Origin of the sequence: Plantactinospora sp. B6F1 (genome assembly GCF_040120695.1) — a bacterium.
Lineage (GTDB): Bacteria > Actinomycetota > Actinomycetes > Mycobacteriales > Micromonosporaceae > Plantactinospora.
This window is the reverse complement of record NZ_JBEEAC010000035.1, coordinates 1-15382: the sequence shown is the minus strand read 5'-3', so window position 1 is coordinate 15382 and position 15382 is coordinate 1. Positions and strand designations below refer to the sequence as shown.

The 15382-nt window shown below is 70.5% G+C and carries 18 protein-coding genes; 10 read left to right on the top strand and 8 right to left on the bottom strand.

The features are described from left to right. Positions 1 to 35 precede the first annotated feature (35 nt). From ABNF97_RS28780 to ABNF97_RS28770, 3 genes are read left to right on the top strand one after another with little or no spacing between them, the layout of a single operon-like run. Entirely contained in the window at positions 36 to 185 is a 150-nt protein-coding gene (locus ABNF97_RS28780) for a hypothetical protein (RefSeq protein ID WP_349340456.1), read from the top strand. 33 nt (positions 186 to 218) lie between these two features. Then, complete coding sequence (locus ABNF97_RS28775; RefSeq protein WP_349340455.1) at positions 219 to 629, top strand: MerR family transcriptional regulator; 411 nt, start codon at positions 219 to 221, stop codon at positions 627 to 629. Beyond that, positions 607 to 1584, top strand: coding sequence for an aldo/keto reductase (locus ABNF97_RS28770; protein WP_349340454.1), 978 nt, complete (start codon positions 607 to 609; stop codon positions 1582 to 1584). Before ABNF97_RS28775 ends, ABNF97_RS28770 begins: the two co-directional genes overlap by 23 nt. A gap of 113 nt (positions 1585 to 1697) precedes the next feature. Here the strand turns inward: ABNF97_RS28770 and lipP1 are convergent, their stop codons facing one another. Continuing rightward, a complete protein-coding gene (lipP1, locus tag ABNF97_RS28765) occupies positions 1698 to 2660 on the bottom strand; it encodes a LipP1 family hormone-sensitive lipase (protein WP_349340453.1) in 963 nt (320 codons plus the stop codon). A 107-nt stretch (positions 2661 to 2767) separates the two neighbouring features. Here lipP1 and ABNF97_RS28760 point away from each other — a divergent pair, with 107 nt between their 5' ends. Continuing rightward, the gene (locus tag ABNF97_RS28760; RefSeq protein ID WP_207230669.1) at positions 2768 to 3172 is read left to right on the top strand and encodes a MerR family transcriptional regulator; all 405 of its coding nucleotides are present in this window, start codon (positions 2768 to 2770) and stop codon (positions 3170 to 3172) included. Between the two features lie 79 nt (positions 3173 to 3251). Here the strand turns inward: ABNF97_RS28760 and ABNF97_RS28755 are convergent, their stop codons facing one another. Next, positions 3252 to 3518 carry a hypothetical protein gene (locus ABNF97_RS28755; RefSeq protein WP_349340452.1) on the bottom strand — a complete coding sequence of 89 codons (267 nt, stop codon included), beginning with the start codon at positions 3516 to 3518 and terminating at the stop codon, positions 3252 to 3254. Continuing rightward, entirely contained in the window at positions 3515 to 3829 is a 315-nt protein-coding gene (locus ABNF97_RS28750) for a DivIVA domain-containing protein (protein ID WP_502930562.1), read from the bottom strand. Before ABNF97_RS28750 ends, ABNF97_RS28755 begins: the two co-directional genes overlap by 4 nt. Before the next feature lie 396 nt (positions 3830 to 4225). Here ABNF97_RS28750 and ABNF97_RS28745 point away from each other — a divergent pair, with 396 nt between their 5' ends. The 3 genes from ABNF97_RS28745 to ABNF97_RS28735 all read left to right on the top strand — a co-directional run bounded on the left by ABNF97_RS28745 (position 4226) and on the right by ABNF97_RS28735 (position 5871). Continuing rightward, on the top strand, positions 4226 to 4453 hold the full coding sequence (locus ABNF97_RS28745) for a winged helix-turn-helix domain-containing protein (RefSeq protein ID WP_349340451.1): 228 nt from the start codon (positions 4226 to 4228) through the stop codon (positions 4451 to 4453). Between the two features lie 119 nt (positions 4454 to 4572). Then, entirely contained in the window at positions 4573 to 5127 is a 555-nt protein-coding gene (locus ABNF97_RS28740) for a Uma2 family endonuclease (protein ID WP_349340450.1), read from the top strand. Between the two features lie 114 nt (positions 5128 to 5241). Continuing rightward, entirely contained in the window at positions 5242 to 5871 is a 630-nt protein-coding gene (locus tag ABNF97_RS28735) for a hypothetical protein (RefSeq protein WP_349340449.1), read from the top strand. A 13-nt stretch (positions 5872 to 5884) separates the two neighbouring features. Here the strand turns inward: ABNF97_RS28735 and ABNF97_RS28730 are convergent, their stop codons facing one another. Continuing rightward, complete coding sequence (locus tag ABNF97_RS28730) at positions 5885 to 6442, bottom strand: hypothetical protein (protein ID WP_349340475.1); 558 nt, start codon at positions 6440 to 6442, stop codon at positions 5885 to 5887. A 193-nt stretch (positions 6443 to 6635) separates the two neighbouring features. Here ABNF97_RS28730 and ABNF97_RS28725 point away from each other — a divergent pair, with 193 nt between their 5' ends. Continuing rightward, the gene (locus ABNF97_RS28725) at positions 6636 to 9557 is read left to right on the top strand and encodes an FtsK/SpoIIIE domain-containing protein (protein WP_502930561.1); all 2922 of its coding nucleotides are present in this window, start codon (positions 6636 to 6638) and stop codon (positions 9555 to 9557) included. Further along, positions 9554 to 9985 (top strand): hypothetical protein, encoded by a 432-nt coding sequence (locus ABNF97_RS28720; RefSeq protein ID WP_130465429.1) that lies wholly within the window; start codon positions 9554 to 9556, stop codon positions 9983 to 9985. The genes ABNF97_RS28725 and ABNF97_RS28720 overlap by 4 nt, the downstream gene beginning before the upstream one ends. 82 nt (positions 9986 to 10067) lie before the next feature. On the opposite strand, the gene folE is transcribed toward ABNF97_RS28720, so the two are convergent. From folE to ABNF97_RS28700, 4 genes are all read right to left on the bottom strand, one after another. Further along, on the bottom strand, positions 10068 to 10745 hold the full coding sequence (folE, locus tag ABNF97_RS28715) for a GTP cyclohydrolase I FolE (protein ID WP_130465430.1): 678 nt from the start codon (positions 10743 to 10745) through the stop codon (positions 10068 to 10070). Positions 10746 to 10786: 41 nt separating this feature from the next. Then, positions 10787 to 12814, bottom strand: a complete 2028-nt coding sequence (gene ftsH, locus ABNF97_RS28710; RefSeq protein ID WP_130465431.1) for an ATP-dependent zinc metalloprotease FtsH — start codon at positions 12812 to 12814, stop codon at positions 10787 to 10789. 516 nt (positions 12815 to 13330) lie between these two features. Beyond that, positions 13331 to 13906, bottom strand: a complete 576-nt coding sequence (gene hpt, locus ABNF97_RS28705) for a hypoxanthine phosphoribosyltransferase (RefSeq protein WP_130465432.1) — start codon at positions 13904 to 13906, stop codon at positions 13331 to 13333. Positions 13907 to 14008: 102 nt separating this feature from the next. After that, a complete protein-coding gene (locus tag ABNF97_RS28700) occupies positions 14009 to 14140 on the bottom strand; it encodes a hypothetical protein (protein WP_349340448.1) in 132 nt (43 codons plus the stop codon). A 184-nt stretch (positions 14141 to 14324) separates the two neighbouring features. On the opposite strand from ABNF97_RS28700, the gene ABNF97_RS28695 reads away from it, so the two are divergent. Next, entirely contained in the window at positions 14325 to 15308 is a 984-nt protein-coding gene (locus ABNF97_RS28695) for a GlxA family transcriptional regulator (RefSeq protein ID WP_349340447.1), read from the top strand. Positions 15309 to 15382 lie beyond the last annotated feature (74 nt).

Genomic DNA, 15382 nt, shown 5'->3' with positions numbered 1-15382 from the left:
ATGCTGCCCTGACCCGTAAAGAAGACGACAGATCGATGAGAAGACCCCTGAGCTCCCCCGGTCTCGCCGTCGTCACCAACCAGATCGTTGGCACCGAAGCCGCGATCGCCCGCTACCACACCGCGTTCGAGAACGGCGCCATGGACGACGCCGCCGCAGCCTCACATCTGGGTATCTCTATTTGACCTGGAGTCGGCTCCAGAGGGCATGCTGCCGCCATGGGGAGCGACGCATCGGCGATCGACGGTCCGACAATCGGCCAGGTATCCGACATGGTTGGCCTGTCTCCCGACACTCTGCGCTGGTACGAGCGCATCGGGCTTCTCGAGACGATCCCGCGAGATGCCGCAGGGCAGCGTCGCTACCGTCCGCTTGACCTCGACCGGCTGGAGCTCCTGATCAAGATGCGGGCGACCGGTATGCCGCTCACCGAGATGCACGAATATGTCGCCTTGATCCATGGCGGCGCCGCCACCCGGCCCGACCGGCTGGCACTGCTTGAGTCACACCGTCAGCGCACGCTGGACCGCATCGCCGCCCTCCAGCGGGATCTCGTCGTCATCGACCGCAAAATCGACCGTTACCGCAGCTTTCTGGAGGACAACAATGCGCAAAGTCACGCTGGGTGAATCCGGCCCCACAGTCTCGGCCATCGGCCTGGGCTGTATGGGAATGAGCGCACTATACGGGCCCCGTCCAGAGGAGGCGCAATCCATACGTACCATTCACCGAGCCCTCGACCTCGACATTGACGTCATCGACACCTCCGCCTCCTATGGCGATGGCCACAATGAACAGCTCATCGCCAAAGCAATTCACGATCGACGCGACCGAGTGTTCCTGTGTACCAAGTTCGGGATCCGGCGCGACAACGGCCCGATGCGCATCGACTCCTCACCAGACTGGGCAAGGAAATCCTGCGACAAATCGCTGCAACGCCTCGGCGTTGATCACATCGACCTGTTCTACCTGCACCGGCGAAACCCCGATGTCCCCACCGAGGACACCATCGCAGCGATGGCCGAACTGGTGGCCGCAGGTAAGGTCCGCCACCTGGGACTGTCTGAAGTGAACGCGCAGACCCTGCGACAGGCTCATGCTGTCCATCCGCTCGCTGCGCTACAAACCGAGTACTCGTTGCTCAGCCGCGACGTCGAGGACGAGATACTGCCGACCTGCCGCGAACTCGACATCACCCTCGTCGCCTACTCGCCGATCAGCCGGGCCCTGCTCACCGGGGAGATCACCACCGATACCGCGTTCGGCGACGACGACCTGCGTAGTGGCAACCCCCGCTTCAGCGGGGGCAATCGAGCCGCCAACCTGGCCCTTGTCGACCGTTTGCGGGCGCTCGCTGGCGAAATGGGCGTAACACCGGCACAACTTGCACTGGCCTGGCTTCTCGAACGGGGCACTGTCCCGATCCCAGGCACGACCAAGGTCCGCCACCTTGAAGACAACGCCGCCGCTGCCACGTTAACGTTGACGTCCGAGCAAATCCAACACATTGCCGATCTCATGCCGACAAACGCTGTTCGAGGCGAGCGGCTCTCGGATGCCGCCGCGCGCTGGGTCGGCAAGTGACCCGCTGCTCGCGCTGCCGATCATCGAGGTGCCCGTGTCCTGAACGGGAGCTGCCGTTAGCGGCTGAATGTCGCTGGCCGCCGGCCAGCCACCCGGAGTGGCTGACCAGTCAGTTACACATCGATGGTGCCCCCGGGGTTGAAGACGTTCCTAAGGGCGGCCGTGGCGTCGCCGATGGCGATTTTTGCGTCGTCGAACGGATGGCGCAGGAACTCGTGGATCATCCCGTCGTAGCGCTTGACGGTCACGGGTACGCCTGCGGCGGTCAGGCGCTGGCCGTACTCCTCGCCCTCGTCGCGTAGGGCGTCGTACTCCGCGGTGATGATGAAGGCGGGTGGGAGTCCGCTCAGGTCGGGCTGCAGAAGCGGGGACACGAACGGGTGGAGCTTGTCGTCCTCAGTGGTGAGGTAGTGGTTCATGAACCACTCCTGGGCCTCCCGGGTGATGTTGCCGTACCTACCGGCGAACTCGCTGATTGACTGGTTCGTACGCCGGAAGTCAAGATCTGGGTAGACGAGCAGTTGAAATCCGATGTGCGGCTGTTCGGCGGCACGTGCCTTGAGGGTGACGACGGCGGCGAGGTTGCCGCCGGCGCTGTCGCCGGCAACGGCGAGTCGCGCCGGGTCTACTCCTAGTTCGCCGGCATTGTCGGCGACCCACTTGGTCGCCGCGTAGCCCGCGTTGACCGGAGCGGGGAACTTGTTCTCCGGTGCCAGGGGGTAGTCGACTGACACGACCACGCTTCGCGAACCGTTGGAGAGCGCGCGGGCGAGGCCGTCATGGGAGTCCAGGTCGCCCAGCACGTAGCCGCCGCCGTGGAAGTAGACCACGACGGGAAGCGCTCGGCCGCCCGTCGGGACGCCGAGCGGGCGATAGATGCGCATCGGCACCTCGCCGGCCTCGGTCGCGGCCACGCGGTCGCATACCTCGGCCACCTTCTCCGGTTCGCCGACCGACGCCGCAGTCAATCGGCGGGCCCCAGCACGCGCCTGCGCGGGCGAGACGGTGTGCAGGCTGCCGAACCTGACGGCAGCAAGCCGATCGAGGTGTGCCTTGACCTGGGGGTGGAGTGGCATGGTGGGTGATCTCCCAGTCCGGAGCGGGATGTGTTCCCACAGCCTCTGACTTGTACCGTGGTTCAAGTCAAGGGCGCCCACCTGGTCAATCGAAGAGGAGCTGCGACGTGCCGCGCACGGCAGAACTGGACATCGCCGAGGTCGCCGAGCAGACCGGGATGACGGCATCGGCGCTCAGGTTCTACGAACGGCGCGGGCTGATCCGGTCGAGCGGGCGCAACGGCTTACGCCGGACATTCAGCCCCGACGTCATCGACCGGATCACGCTCATCGGTTGTGCGCAAGCTGCCGGGTTCACCTTGGCGCAGATCGCGCGTTTCCTCGTCGCGAGTCCTGGCGACGCCGAGTTGCGCGAGCGGATGGCGGAAAAGGCTCGAGAGCTGGACCAGGACGTCGCTCGCCTCACACGCATGCGCGACAGCCTCCGGCACGCCTCCGCCTGCACCCACACCCCGCTGATCGAATGTCCCGAGTTCAAGTCCCACATCAGGGAAGGGGACACAGCACGGTAGCCGATGTCCCTCCGGCCTGTTGCCCCTGGCTCGCGCGGTGGAAGCCGCCCGGGCACCGTCGGCGCCGACCAGCACGTCGTCATATCGACCGCCGCCGTACTCGTGGGGTGCACGGAATCTCGTGGTCGATCCGCAGCCCGCAGCGGCGGCCGTTGGGCAGCCGCCGGGTGCAGAAGACCCGATGGCGTACGTCCTGGTTCCGTTCTTCCGAGACGGTGGTCTCCGGCACGTCCACGCAGAGGAAGGTCAGCGCCCGGGCGACGGTCCGGGCCAGGACACGGGCCCGGGGCAGGTCGGTCGTGACGATCGGCAGGTGGATGACGTACCGGTGCAGTTCAGCGCTCACCGTCGCGCCATCTCGCGCATGCTCGGCGCCTGGGCGGACTGCCAGCGCCGCAGCGCGTCCCTGATCCGGGCCGCCTCCTCCTGGCTGCTGGAGAGTTGGGCATAGACGCTGCCGAGATCGTCGGCGACCCGGTCGAGAAAGGCCGCGACCTCGCCCGGATCCAGACCACGCCAGGTCGTCCGGAACCGCCGGCCCCGCACCTGCCAGGGCCGCATCGGCTGGTACGGCCGAGAGCGGCGCTCGCCGAGCACCGAAGACAACCGGTCCGCTCCCGTCGGTCTCGTCAGGATGCGCCGAAGGAGTTGTCGCACGTCCGTCCATCCTTTCGCCTGGTGTGCCGTCCTGTTCCCGTCCTCGTGCCTGCGCTGGTGGTGGGGGTGATCCGGCCGTTTCGGGTCCGCCCGGACCACCCCGCCCCGGCCACCGCAGCCCAGAGCGGCGGTACGGCAACAGGGGCAGCCCTGCTGTCGCATGAGGTGCTCGTCTGCCAGCCGATGCCGGAGAGGTGTTACGGCGCTCGCATCGCCCTGCGAAGGTGCCAACCGACCACAAAGGCCCTGCAACCGCCGTCTGCGAAGTTACTCGTCCAGTGTCACCTACGTCAAGTACGTCATTCGAGGATGCGGCGTCATTTTGCGTACCTGCATTGCCTACGTCGCGAACCGTGATCAATACTGGATGGGCCAACCGACCGCAGGGGACGAACCGTGCCTATCCCGCCAACCATGAACGAGCTGATCGACGATCTTGTAAAGCGCATCAAGGAAGGTGACCTGCCACCTGGCACTCAGATTCCCTCGACCAGCGAACTGGCCGACCACTACGACGTATCGAAGTCGACCATCTCGCGAGCAGTGGCCCGGCTCCGCCAGCGTGGAATCCTGATCGGCCGCCCAGGTCGCGGCGTCTTCGTCGCCGAGAAGCCAGGACGGTGATGGTGGCGAACTCGAGCCGGCGCTTGCCGCCTTCGCGCGGCCCGGCGTCATCGACGAATCGCACTTCATCGGCGCTGACCAGGCCCCACAAGCTCAGGCCGGCCAGTAACATGGCGGGCATGAGTGCGGAGGCCGTCGGTCGACACATGCCCACGGTGATCACGCTTGACGACCTCACCGCGATGATGGCCGCGGATGAGCACCACCGGTATGAGATCAGCCCTGAGGGAGTGCTGTCGGTCATGCCGCCGGCTGGATACACGCACGCGATCATCGCCACCCGGCTCATGGGCTGGCTGCTCGCCGCCGGCATCCCGGCGGACCGCGTCGCCCAGGCCGTCGGCCTGCGCATCCCCGGCGTGACCGGCGGTGTCGGCGGTCGCATCCCCGATCTGGTCGTCTGGAGTAAGCCGCAAGCCGAATCCGTATGGCTGCCGGTCGCGGACGTGCTGCTCGCGGTTGAGATCATCTCGCCCGGGTCGGCTGCCATGGACACCGCCGCCAAACCGGCCGAGTATGCCGGCGCGGGCATACCGCAGTACTGGACCATCGACCAGGACCCAGGTCAGACCGTCACCATGTACCGGCTCGACGGCACGCGCTACCAGGCGGGAGCCACAATGCCGCTCGCCTGGGTGCTCAACACCGCCCCGGGAGAGCACGGCCTGGACTGATCTGGTCGGCTGACCGTCACGCAACGTGTTGCCGTCGAAGTGGGAGCCTGGAGAATAGCGGTGTCAGGCGCCGAGCGCGTTCCGTCCAGGAGCCACAGGTAGGTCGAGCGATCCGTGAGTCATGATCCCCTTCCCGATCCGTTCGCCGGCCAGCCCGACTGGGCTCCGGCGCCGCCCCGACCGATCGTGATCGCCGCCGCCGCGAACCGGGTGGACCTGCGGGGCCGTCGGGTGCTGGTCGGGTTGCCCGGGCTCGGCTGGCGGGCCGACCTGCGGGCGGACGAGCGGGTGGTGCAGGGCAGCCGCACCTACGTGCCGGTGCTGGCCGAGCACGAGTGGTACCGGGCGGAGGCGGAGCAGACCGAGGTCTTCGCCCCACTGGTGCCGGTGGAGCGGGTCTGGGTGGAGATTCTCGGCGAGGCCCCGTCGTCCGGGGGCGGCACTCCGCCGATCCCCCGTCCGGCCCGGCCGGACGTGATCTCCCGGCTGGTCTCGCTGGACGCGCCGACGCACCGGGCGCCGGTGCCGGTGGTCGAGGCGGACGCGGTCGCCGGCCGCCGGGTGGTCCAGGTCGCCGACGCAGTCGAGCGGCGCGACCTGCGCGCGGTCACCGAGGTCTACACCAGCGACGACGGCGACATCTGCGTGCGGGTCACCGCCGAGCTGGACTGGTACCGCTGGGCCTGGAGCGGCCGGCCGCCGACCACACTGGAGGTGCCGGTGCACCTGCTCTGGATCGAGTGACCCGGCGGGCCCGTCAGGTCACCGGGTCGGCGGCGCAGACCCGCCAGCCGTCGTCCTGGGTGGTGCCGAAGCGCCACCGCTGGTGCTCGGTCTGCGAGAGGTTGTCTACCAGGTACGAGATCACCAGTTCCACCGTGACCTCGGCGCGCTCCCCCTGGGTGCGTACGTCCAGCGGCCCCCACTTCACCGTGAAGGTGATCTGGAACTGCCGCTCCCGGGCCGCCAGGTCGGCGCGGAGCGTCCGCAGCGGGGCTAGCCCAGCCCGGTCGGCGCACTCGAACTGTTCGGCGAGTACGTCGTTCTCGTCGACCAGGTAGGCCCGCAGGTAGTTGTCGACCACCACGTCCGGGGCGCTCCGGTCGGGTGCGGTGAACCGGTCGTAGGCGACGTACGCGAGTGCGGCGCCGGCCAGGCAGAACAGCGCAAGCGCGCCGCCGACGACCGCCAGCACCAGGCCCAGCCGCCGTCGACGTGGCGCCGGTGGCGGTGCGACCGGCTCGGGAGCGGCCTGCCCGGGCGGGGTCCGCTGGGTGGGTACCCGGGACACCTGGGAATCGGCCGGGGGATGCACTGATTCCACCCCCTGAGGCTAACCGCTGGCGCCCGGGTACCCAATGGGCGTGAATTCCAGCTTGATAACCAAAAGGGAGCAACTGATAACTATCCGCTACCTCAGCTATCTGTGCCACGACCATCCCGGCAGGTCCCCGAAGATGCCGCCGCACTGGGATACCGTCTCAGACCAGGACGAGGGAGTTGGTGCGGTGGACACCTGGAGGGGGCCGACCGGGCACGCCGCCACGCTGCGCTGGCGGGCCGCCGCCGGCACAGCCGCCGTACTGCACCGCCGGGCCGCCGCCACCACCGCCGCCGCGGCCACCGCCCTGGAGGCGATCCGGCCGATCCCCGCCGACCAGCGGGAGCAGCACGAACTCGCCGAACGGCTGCGCGCGGCGGCGAGCCAACTCGCTCCGGGGTGGCTCGGCGCACCGCTGGACGCCCAGTCCGAGGACGCCCCGCTCGGCGGCCCCGCCCGACCGGCCTTCGTGCGGATCGGCACCGCCCAACCACTGGACGACGCCCGGTTTCCGGTGGTGGTGCCGCTGCTCGGCACCGGCCACCTCACCGTCGACGCGGACAGCCGGGATCCCCGGGTCGCCGGGCTGCTCCGCTGCGTACTCCTCCGGCTGCTCGCCGCCGCCCCGGCCGGCTCGCTGCTGGTGCGGGGCGTCGACGCCACCGCCGAGGGCCAGCTCTTCGCCCCGTTCGCCCCGCTCGCCGACGCGGGCCTGATGCCGCCGCCGGCCACCGACCGCACCGGCCTGCGGGCCGTGCTGGCCGAGGCCGAGCAATGGGTACGCCCCACCCGGCCGGCCACCGCCCGCTACAACCGGCACGACCGCACCCTGCTGGTGGTGGTCGGCTCGCTGCCGGAGCTGTCCGAGCCGAGCGACCTGGCCCGGATCGGCGTACTGGCCCGGGAGGGTCCGGAGGCGGGGCTGCACCTGATCGTCGCCGGCTGGCCGCCTCCGCCACTGTCCGCGGAGACGAGTCAGGCACCGCTGGCCCGATCCACCATGATCGCGATGCGCAACCCGTACGCGCTGGTCGGCGACCCGCCCGGAGCCTCGTTCAGCGCTCCGGCACCGCACCTGCCGGGTACCGGTCTGGGCGCGCCGGTCTTCCTCGACGACTGCCCGCCGGTCCCGCTGCTGGACCGGGTCTGCCGGGACCTGGCCGCGCGGTTCCGCGCCGACTACCGGCGTACCGTCGACGACCTGCTGCCGGAGCCGGCGGACGGATTTTGGACCGAGTCCGCCGCCGCCGGGCTCAGCACCCCGGTCGGGCACGACGGTGACCGGACCGTGCCGCTCGGGTTCGACGAACGCACCCCGCACTGGCTGGTCGGCGGCCGGGGCGGCGCCGGCAAGAGCGCGTTCCTGGTGAACGTCCTCTACGGGCTCTGCACCCGCTACCACCCGGACGAGTTGGCGCTCTATCTGATCGACTTCGCCGAGGGGACGGCGTTCGCCGAGTTCGTGCCGGGGCCGGCGGACGGGTCCGGCGGCACCGGGCCGGGCGGGCCGTGGCTGCCGCACGTCCGGGCCGTCGGGGTGCAGGCCGACCGGGAGTACGGCCTCGCGGTGCTCCGCGAACTCGACGCCGAACTGGACCGTCGTGGCGCGGCGGAGCCGTCCCCGGCAGCGGTGGGGCCGGGCCACCCGGCCGGCGCGGCGCCGGTGCCCGCCCAGCGGGCCGACCCCGACCGCCGTGCCGCCCCCCGGATCCTCTGCGTGCTGGACGAGTACGCGGTGCTGCTGGCCGAGGAGGACGCGATCGGTGCCGAGGCACTGGTCCGGCTGGAGTCGGTGGCCCGACGGGGCCGGTCGGCGGGGGTCCACCTGATCCTGGCCGGCCGACCGGCGCCGGCCCTGGCCGCGCTGCGCGCCCGGCGGGACTCGTTCCTCGGGCAGTTCCCGGTCCGGGTGGCGCTGCCTGGCGGCACGGACGTGCTGGAGCCGACGAACGACTCGGCGGCGGGCCTGCCCCTGGGTACGGCGGTGGTGAACACCGCTGGCGGGCTGGGCGGTCCGCGCGGCGCGACCCGGGGGCACGAACGGACGGTCCGGTTCCCCGATCCGCACGCCGACCCGGGCGTGCTCAGCGGCCTGCGACATCGGCTCTGGGCAGACCGCCCGGCCGGCACGCCCGCTCCGGCCGTCTTCATCGGCTACCTGACCCCGCCACCGCCGCCGGTCCCGGCCGCCGATCCGGTCACACCCGGTGCCGGCGAACCGACGGAGACCGGCAGACCGGCCGGAACCGGTCGGCCGGCCGAGAACAGCGGTCCGGCCGAGAACAGCCAGCCGGCCGAGAACAGCCAGCCCGCCGAGAACGACGAGCCGGCCGGAACCGGCGGAACAGCAGGCGTGGTGGACCTGCCGCACCCGGCGAACGCGCCGGTCGGGTTGCTGGTCGACGTGTCACCGCGCCCGGCGGAGTTACCGCTCGACCGGTCGCCCGGCCGGCATCTCGCGGTCCTCGGGCCGGATCGGTCCGGCGCCGGGGTCGTGGCCGGCGCGGCCCGAGGGCTTGCCGGGCAGCACCCCGCCGGCAGCATCGAGTTCGTGATCGCGGCCCCGGGCCCGGATCCGGTGGCCGAGGCACTGGCCGCCGAGCTGTCCCGGCGGCATCCGGTGTGCCGGGTGGACGCCGGCGGGCTGGCTGGCGCGCTGGGGCTTCCCGGACCCGGCTACCTGGTGGCGTTCGGGATGGACGAGCTGGCCCGCGTCGGCAACCCGCTGGTCGACCGGCTCCGGGCACTGCTGCGCGACGGACCGGGGCGGGGCGTACACCTGCTCGGCTGGTGGCGGGCGGTGGAACCGTTCGCCAACCTGGTCGCCGAACCGCCTCAGCCCGAACCACCGGACGCCGAACGGCCGGGGACAGGACCGGCCGCCGATCCGGAGCCGGCGAACGGCACCGAGGCTGCCGTAACGCAGCCATCGGCCACTGTCGACGGGCTGCTCTTCCTCGACGTACCCGGGTCGGAGGTGACCCGGCTGCTGGGCCGGCCGGTACGGTGGCACCCCCGCCCCGGCCGGGCGCTGCTCTACGATCGCCGCACCGAGCTGGCCCGCCTGGTCGTCCCCTACGGCACACCGGACGGGGAAGGCACGCGGTGAGCGCAGACCCCTGGCAGGACTACCTGGCCGCCGCTCAGCGGCTGGACGCGGTACGGCGTTCCGCTGCCACCGCCGCCGCCGAGCAGGAGCGGGGCGTGCACAGCGCCCGGGAGGAGCTGGCCGGGCTCCGGGCCAGGCTGGTACCCCAGCAGTCCCGGCTGCGCGCGTTGGGCGTCTCCGAGGCCGAGCTGGTACCCACCGAGCCCGAGGTCGTGGCGGCCGGACAGGCGATGGCCGACGGTCACCAGGCGGTGCTGGCGGCGCTGCGGGATGCCCGGGCGACCGCGGACGCGGCGGACGCCGCCACCAGGCTGCCCGGCGCCGGCACGCTGCCGTGGACCCGGGTGCTGCTCTACGGCGCGCTCGTGACCGGCCTGCTGGGCCTGCTGACGGCGTTCTGCCTCGGCGGCGTCTACCTGATCAGATAGCCCAGGCGGGCCGGGTGGCCCCGGACCGGGGCGACTGCCCTGACCGGGGACGGGGCCGGCCGGATGGCCCCGAACGGCCGCCTCAGATGGCGCGGCCGGCGTTCAGGATCAGCGCCATCGCTTCGGAGCGGGATTTGGCGTCCCGTTGCAGCAGTCCGCGTACCGCCGAGGTGATGGTCTTGGCGCCGGACTTCTGGATGCCCCGCATCGCCATGCACATGTGCTCACACTCCAGCACCACGATCACGCCGCGCGGCTCCAGCCTGGTCAGCAGCAGGTCGGCGATCTGCGAGGTCAGCCGCTCCTGCACCTGCGGCCGGCGGGCGTAGACCTCGACCAGCCGGGCCAGCTTGGAGAGCCCGGTGATCCGGCCGTTCTCGCCCGGGATGTAGCCGATGTGCGCCGAACCCCGGAACGGCAGCAGATGGTGCTCGCAGAGGCTCATCACGTCGATGTCCCGGACCACTACGAGTTCCTCGTGGTGGGCCTCGAAGGTGGTGCTGAGCACCTGGGCCGGGTCGACCCGCAGTCCGGCGAAGAGTTCGGCGTAGGCCCGGGCCACCCGGGCCGGCGTCTGGCGCAGGCCGTCCCGGTCCGGGTCCTCGCCGACGGCGATCAGGATCTCCCGGACCGCCTTCTCGATCCGGGCGAGGTCGACGGCATCCTCGACCGGCCCGCCGCCGAGCTTGCCGTTGACCAACCGGGCGGCGAGGTAGTCCAGCTCCTCGTCGCCGTCCGGCTCGGTGGCGGACGCGGACAGGCCGCCGGCAGTGATGTCGGCGGCCTGGTAGCTTGCTGCGCTCAGTGTGGACCATCCGAGTTGGGGGTGGTGTTGCTGGTGGTGTTGCCCCCGACGGTCGCCTGGACGCCGTCGGCCTCGGCCTGCGCCTTGAGCTTCTCCTTCTCGGCCGGGGTGAGCACCGGCGGCTCGGTCGACGGCTGTCGCTTGCCGAACCCGTTGTACGGCGCCATCGGCGGCCGCTTGACCACCCGGGCGCAGATCCGCGCCATGTCGGCCGTGGAGAGGGTCTCCTTCTCGATCAACTCCAGCACGAGGTTGTCCAGGACGTCCCGGTATTCCACCAGGATCTCCCAGGCCTCGTCGTGGGCCAGCTCGATCAGCGACCGGATCTCGGCGTCGATCTCGGCGGCCACCGCGTCCGAGTAGTCCCGCTCGTGCCCCATGTTGCGGCCCAGGAACGGCTCGTCGCCGCTGGTGCCGTACTTGATGGCGCCGAGCTTGCTGCTCATCCCGTACTGGGTGATCATCGCTCGGGCCAGCGCGCTGGCCTTGACGATGTCGTCCGCGGCACCGGTGGTCGGCTCGTGGAAGACGAGTTCCTCGGCGGCCCGGCCGCCCAGTGCGTACGCCAGGGTGTCGATCATCTCGGCCCGGGTCTGGGTGTACTTGTCCTCGGTCGGCAGCACCAGGGTGTGCCCGAGGGAGCGGCTCCGGGAGAGGATCGTGACCTTGTGCACCGGGGCGGAGTGCGGCAGTGCCCAGGCGACCAGAGCGTGCCCGCCCTCGTGGTAGGCCGTGATTTTCTTTTCCTTGTCGCTCATCACCCGGGTCCGGCGCTGCGGGCCGGCGACCACCCGGTCGATCGACTCCTCCAGCGCGTCGTTGGAGATCGCCCGCTTGTCGCTGCGGGCGGTCAGCAGCGCCGACTCGTTGATCACATTGGCGAGGTCGGCACCGGTGAAGCCCGGGGTACGCCGCGCCACCGCGTCGAGGTCGACGTCGGGCGAGAACGGCTTGCCCTTGGCGTGCACCCGCAGGATCGCCTTGCGGCCCTCCATGTCCGGGGTGTCGACCGCGATCTGCCGGTCGAACCGGCCCGGGCGCAGCAGCGCGGGGTCGAGGATGTCCGGCCGGTTGGTCGCGGCGATCAGGATCACGCCGCCCTTGGTGTCGAAGCCGTCCATCTCGACCAGGAGCTGGTTGAGCGTCTGCTCCCGCTCGTCGTGGCCGCCGCCCATGCCGGCGCCACGGTGCCGGCCGACCGCGTCGATCTCGTCGACGAAGACGATCGCCGGGGCGTTCGCCTTGGCCTGCTCGAAGAGGTCGCGGACCCGGCTGGCACCGACGCCGACGAACATCTCCACGAAGTCGGAGCCGGAGATCGAGTAGAACGGCACGCCGGCCTCGCCGGCCACGGCCCGGGCGAGCAGCGTCTTACCGGTACCGGGCGGGCCGAAGAGGAGCACACCTTTGGGGATCTTGGCGCCGAGGGCCTGGTACTTCGCCGGGTTCTGCAGGAAATCCTTGATCTCGTGCAGCTCCTCGACGGCCTCCTCCGAGCCCGCGACGTCCGCGAAGGTGGTCTTCGGGGTGTCCTTGGTGATCATCTTGGCCTTGGACTTGCCGAAGTTGAGCACCCGGGAGCCGCCGCCCTGCATCTGCGACATGAAGAGCAGCAGCAGGATCACCAGGATGACGATCGGCAGCAGGTTGACCAGCAGTGAGACGAAGAGGTTGTCCCCGGAGACCTCGGTGTCGATCGGACCGCTGATCCGGCCGGCCGCCTTGGCGGCGGCGACCGAGTTCCAGACCTCGTCGCCCACCTCGTACGGGAACTGGGCCTGGATCTTGTCCGTCTCGGTGTCACCGAACTTGGCCGCGCTCTTCAGGTCGAGCTGGAGCGTCTGCTCCTTGTCCTGGAAGATGGCCTTCTCGATGTCGCCCTTGTTGAGCTGGTCGAGCACCACGTTGGTCTCGACCTTGTGATAGCTCGGGCCGCCACTGAAGAATGAGCTGAGCGCTATCGCACCGATGATCACCAGGATGATCCAGACCACCGGGCGGCGGAAGAAACGCGTACGTTCCATGCTGTTGTCGAGCGCCTTAACGCCCGGACCCTCCTGATCGACGTCCTGATCGTCTGGTTGCCTTCTGTCGCCGCCGGAGCGACGGGCCGACACCGGGCCCTTGCGAGCCGGCCCCGACGCCGGGCGCTTGGTACCGCGCCGCGGTCATTCGACGGTACACCGTGAGCGAGAGGAGCGAGCCTGCGAGCCCTGGGGTAACAGGTCCGCTTCCGCCCGGGGTGCCGGGTGAGCACGGACCATTACCGAGCGCCTGACCCCGTACGGCCCATCTTTCGGGTCAAACTGGGCAGGGAACCCGGCGCGGGATGCTCCGCGCCACCACCGCATACCGTAACCGCGTTTCCTGGGAGCGCGCTGTACGTCGACTCGATATTTCGGCGATGACATTCAGGATGCTCAGGGCGTACCGGACATCGGTTCGCGTTGAAGACCGGACGAGGGGTCCGAGCCGGGCCGAAAAAGTCCCGTCCCGACGAGGACGAGCCGGAGGTCCGGCCGGCTCGTCGACGGGCCGGCTCAGGACCGGGCGTAGACCTCCGGCTTCAGCACGCCGACGTAGGGGACCTCGCGGTAGCGCTCGGCGAAGTCCAGCCCGTAGCCGACCACGAACTCGCTCGGGATGTCGAAGCCGACGTACTTCACCGGCACCGAGACCTTGATCGCGTCCGGCTTGCGGAACAGCGCCACCACCTCGACGCTGGCCGCCTTCCGGGACTCCAGATAGCGCAGCAGCCAGGAGAGGGTGAGCCCGGAGTCGACGATGTCCTCCACCACCACCACGTGCCGGCCGGCGATGTCCCGGTCCAGGTCCTTGCGGATCCGCAGGGTCCCGGAGGAGCTGGTGCCCTGCCCGTACGAGGAGAGGGCCATGAACTCGAGTTCGGCCGAGGGGCCGTATCGGCCCAGGGCCCGGGAGAAGTCGGCCATGAACATGACCGCCCCCTTGAGCACGCAGACCAGGAGGATTCCGTCCTCCACGGTTGCGTAGTCCGCGGCCACCTGTTTGGCCAGTTCCGCGATCTTTTCCCGAATCTGCTCCTCCGAGATGATCACGTGGTCGATGTCGGCGTCGTACCAGGAGCCCTGCACCATGCGCCTAGCCTGCCGTACGCCCCTTCGCGCCCGTCGCCGGGGCGGCACCTTCCCGCGGTGCCCACCCCGGCTGGCCAGGCGCGGACGGTTCGACCCGGTACCTCAGCCGCGGGGCGACGCCCGCCAGCCGCCGTTGCTGGGCCGCCAGTCGGCCGAGTCGCGGCTGTCGGCGGTGAGTCCGAGCATCGAGGCGAGGACCAGGACGAGGAAGAAGAGCGAGAAGAAGAGTTCCATGGCGGCGTGACCTCTCCGGTCGATGCGGCCGGCCCGGTATCGCGGGCCTGACCGGTCCTTTTGGTTCGCCGCCGGTGCGCACCGGCTGTCGTGACTCCAGTCTGCGCCGCCGGGTACCGTTCGGACAGTGGCAGCTTTGCCATACACCATCGAATTTCTGCCACATCTCGGCTAGCCTCGATCCATGCTCCGCAACGTGGCCGTGATCGCCCTGGAACCGGTGGCCCCCTTCGAGCTGGGGGTGCTCTGCGAGGTCTTCGGCACCGACCGGGTCGCCGACGGCTTCCCCGGCTACCGCTTCGACGTCTGCACCCACGACGGCAGGCCGGTCCGCACCCGGTCCGGCTTCGGCCTGACCCCGAGCGCGGACCTGACCCCGGTCGAGGACGCCGACCTGGTCGCCCTGCCCGCGATACACCACATCGGCGCCCCGATCCCGGAGAGCGTGCTGGCGGCGCTGCGCCGCGCCGCCGACCGCGGGGCGTACGTGCTCAGTGTCTGCTCGGGCGCGTTCGTGCTGGCCGCCGCCGGCCTGCTCGACGGGCGCGAGTGCACCACCCACTGGAAGTACGCCGACCGGCTCGCCGAGATGTACCCGCTGGCCAAGGTGCGCTGCAACTCGCTCTACGTGCAGGACGGCAACCTGCTCACCGGGGCCGGCACGGCGGCCGGGATCGACGCCTGCCTGCACCTGGTCCGCCAGGAGCACGGCTCGGCGCTCGCCACCAAACTGGCCCGCCGGATGGTGGTGCCACCGCACCGCGACGGCGGGCAGGCGCAGTACATCGAGGCACCGATCGCACCCACCCCGGCGGCGCCCACCCTGGAGCCGGTGCTGAGCTGGCTGATGGAGCACCTCGACCGGCCACTCACCGTCGACGACCTCGCCGGCCGAGCGCACATGGCGCCCCGCACCTTCGCCCGGCGCTTCCGGGCCGAGACCGGCACCACACCGCACGACTGGATCACCAACCAGCGGGTGCTGCTGGCCCGGCGGCTGCTGGAGGAGACCGAGCTGAGCGTCGAGGCGGTCGCCAGCCGGGCCGGCTTCCGCGACGCGGCCACCCTGCGGCACCACTTCGGCCGCCGGCTCGGCGCCACCCCGCACGCCTACCGGTCGACCTTCCGGAGCCGCGCCCCGCACGACCAGGCCCTCCTCCCCGGCTGACCACAGCGGCATGGACACACATAGACACGGCGGCGTGGACACACACATAGACACCCGGCGTGGGGGGGGGGGGC

Excerpts from the sequence above, each read along its gene's own strand:
- ABNF97_RS28780 (WP_349340456.1), top strand. The coding sequence starts at position 36 with ATGAGAAGACCCCTGAGCTCCCCCGGTCTCGCCGTCGTCACCAACCAG.
- ABNF97_RS28775 (WP_349340455.1), top strand. The coding sequence starts at position 219 with ATGGGGAGCGACGCATCGGCGATCGACGGTCCGACAATCGGCCAGGTA.
- ABNF97_RS28770 (WP_349340454.1), top strand. The coding sequence starts at position 607 with ATGCGCAAAGTCACGCTGGGTGAATCCGGCCCCACAGTCTCGGCCATC.
- lipP1 (WP_349340453.1), bottom strand. The coding sequence starts at position 2,660 with ATGCCACTCCACCCCCAGGTCAAGGCACACCTCGATCGGCTTGCTGCC.
- ABNF97_RS28740 (WP_349340450.1), top strand. The coding sequence starts at position 4,573 with ATGAGTGCGGAGGCCGTCGGTCGACACATGCCCACGGTGATCACGCTT.
- ftsH (WP_130465431.1), bottom strand. The coding sequence starts at position 12,814 with ATGGAACGTACGCGTTTCTTCCGCCGCCCGGTGGTCTGGATCATCCTG.
- hpt (WP_130465432.1), bottom strand. The coding sequence starts at position 13,906 with ATGGTGCAGGGCTCCTGGTACGACGCCGACATCGACCACGTGATCATC.
- ABNF97_RS28700 (WP_349340448.1), bottom strand. The coding sequence starts at position 14,140 with ATGGAACTCTTCTTCTCGCTCTTCTTCCTCGTCCTGGTCCTCGCCTCG.
- ABNF97_RS28695 (WP_349340447.1), top strand. The coding sequence starts at position 14,325 with ATGCTCCGCAACGTGGCCGTGATCGCCCTGGAACCGGTGGCCCCCTTC.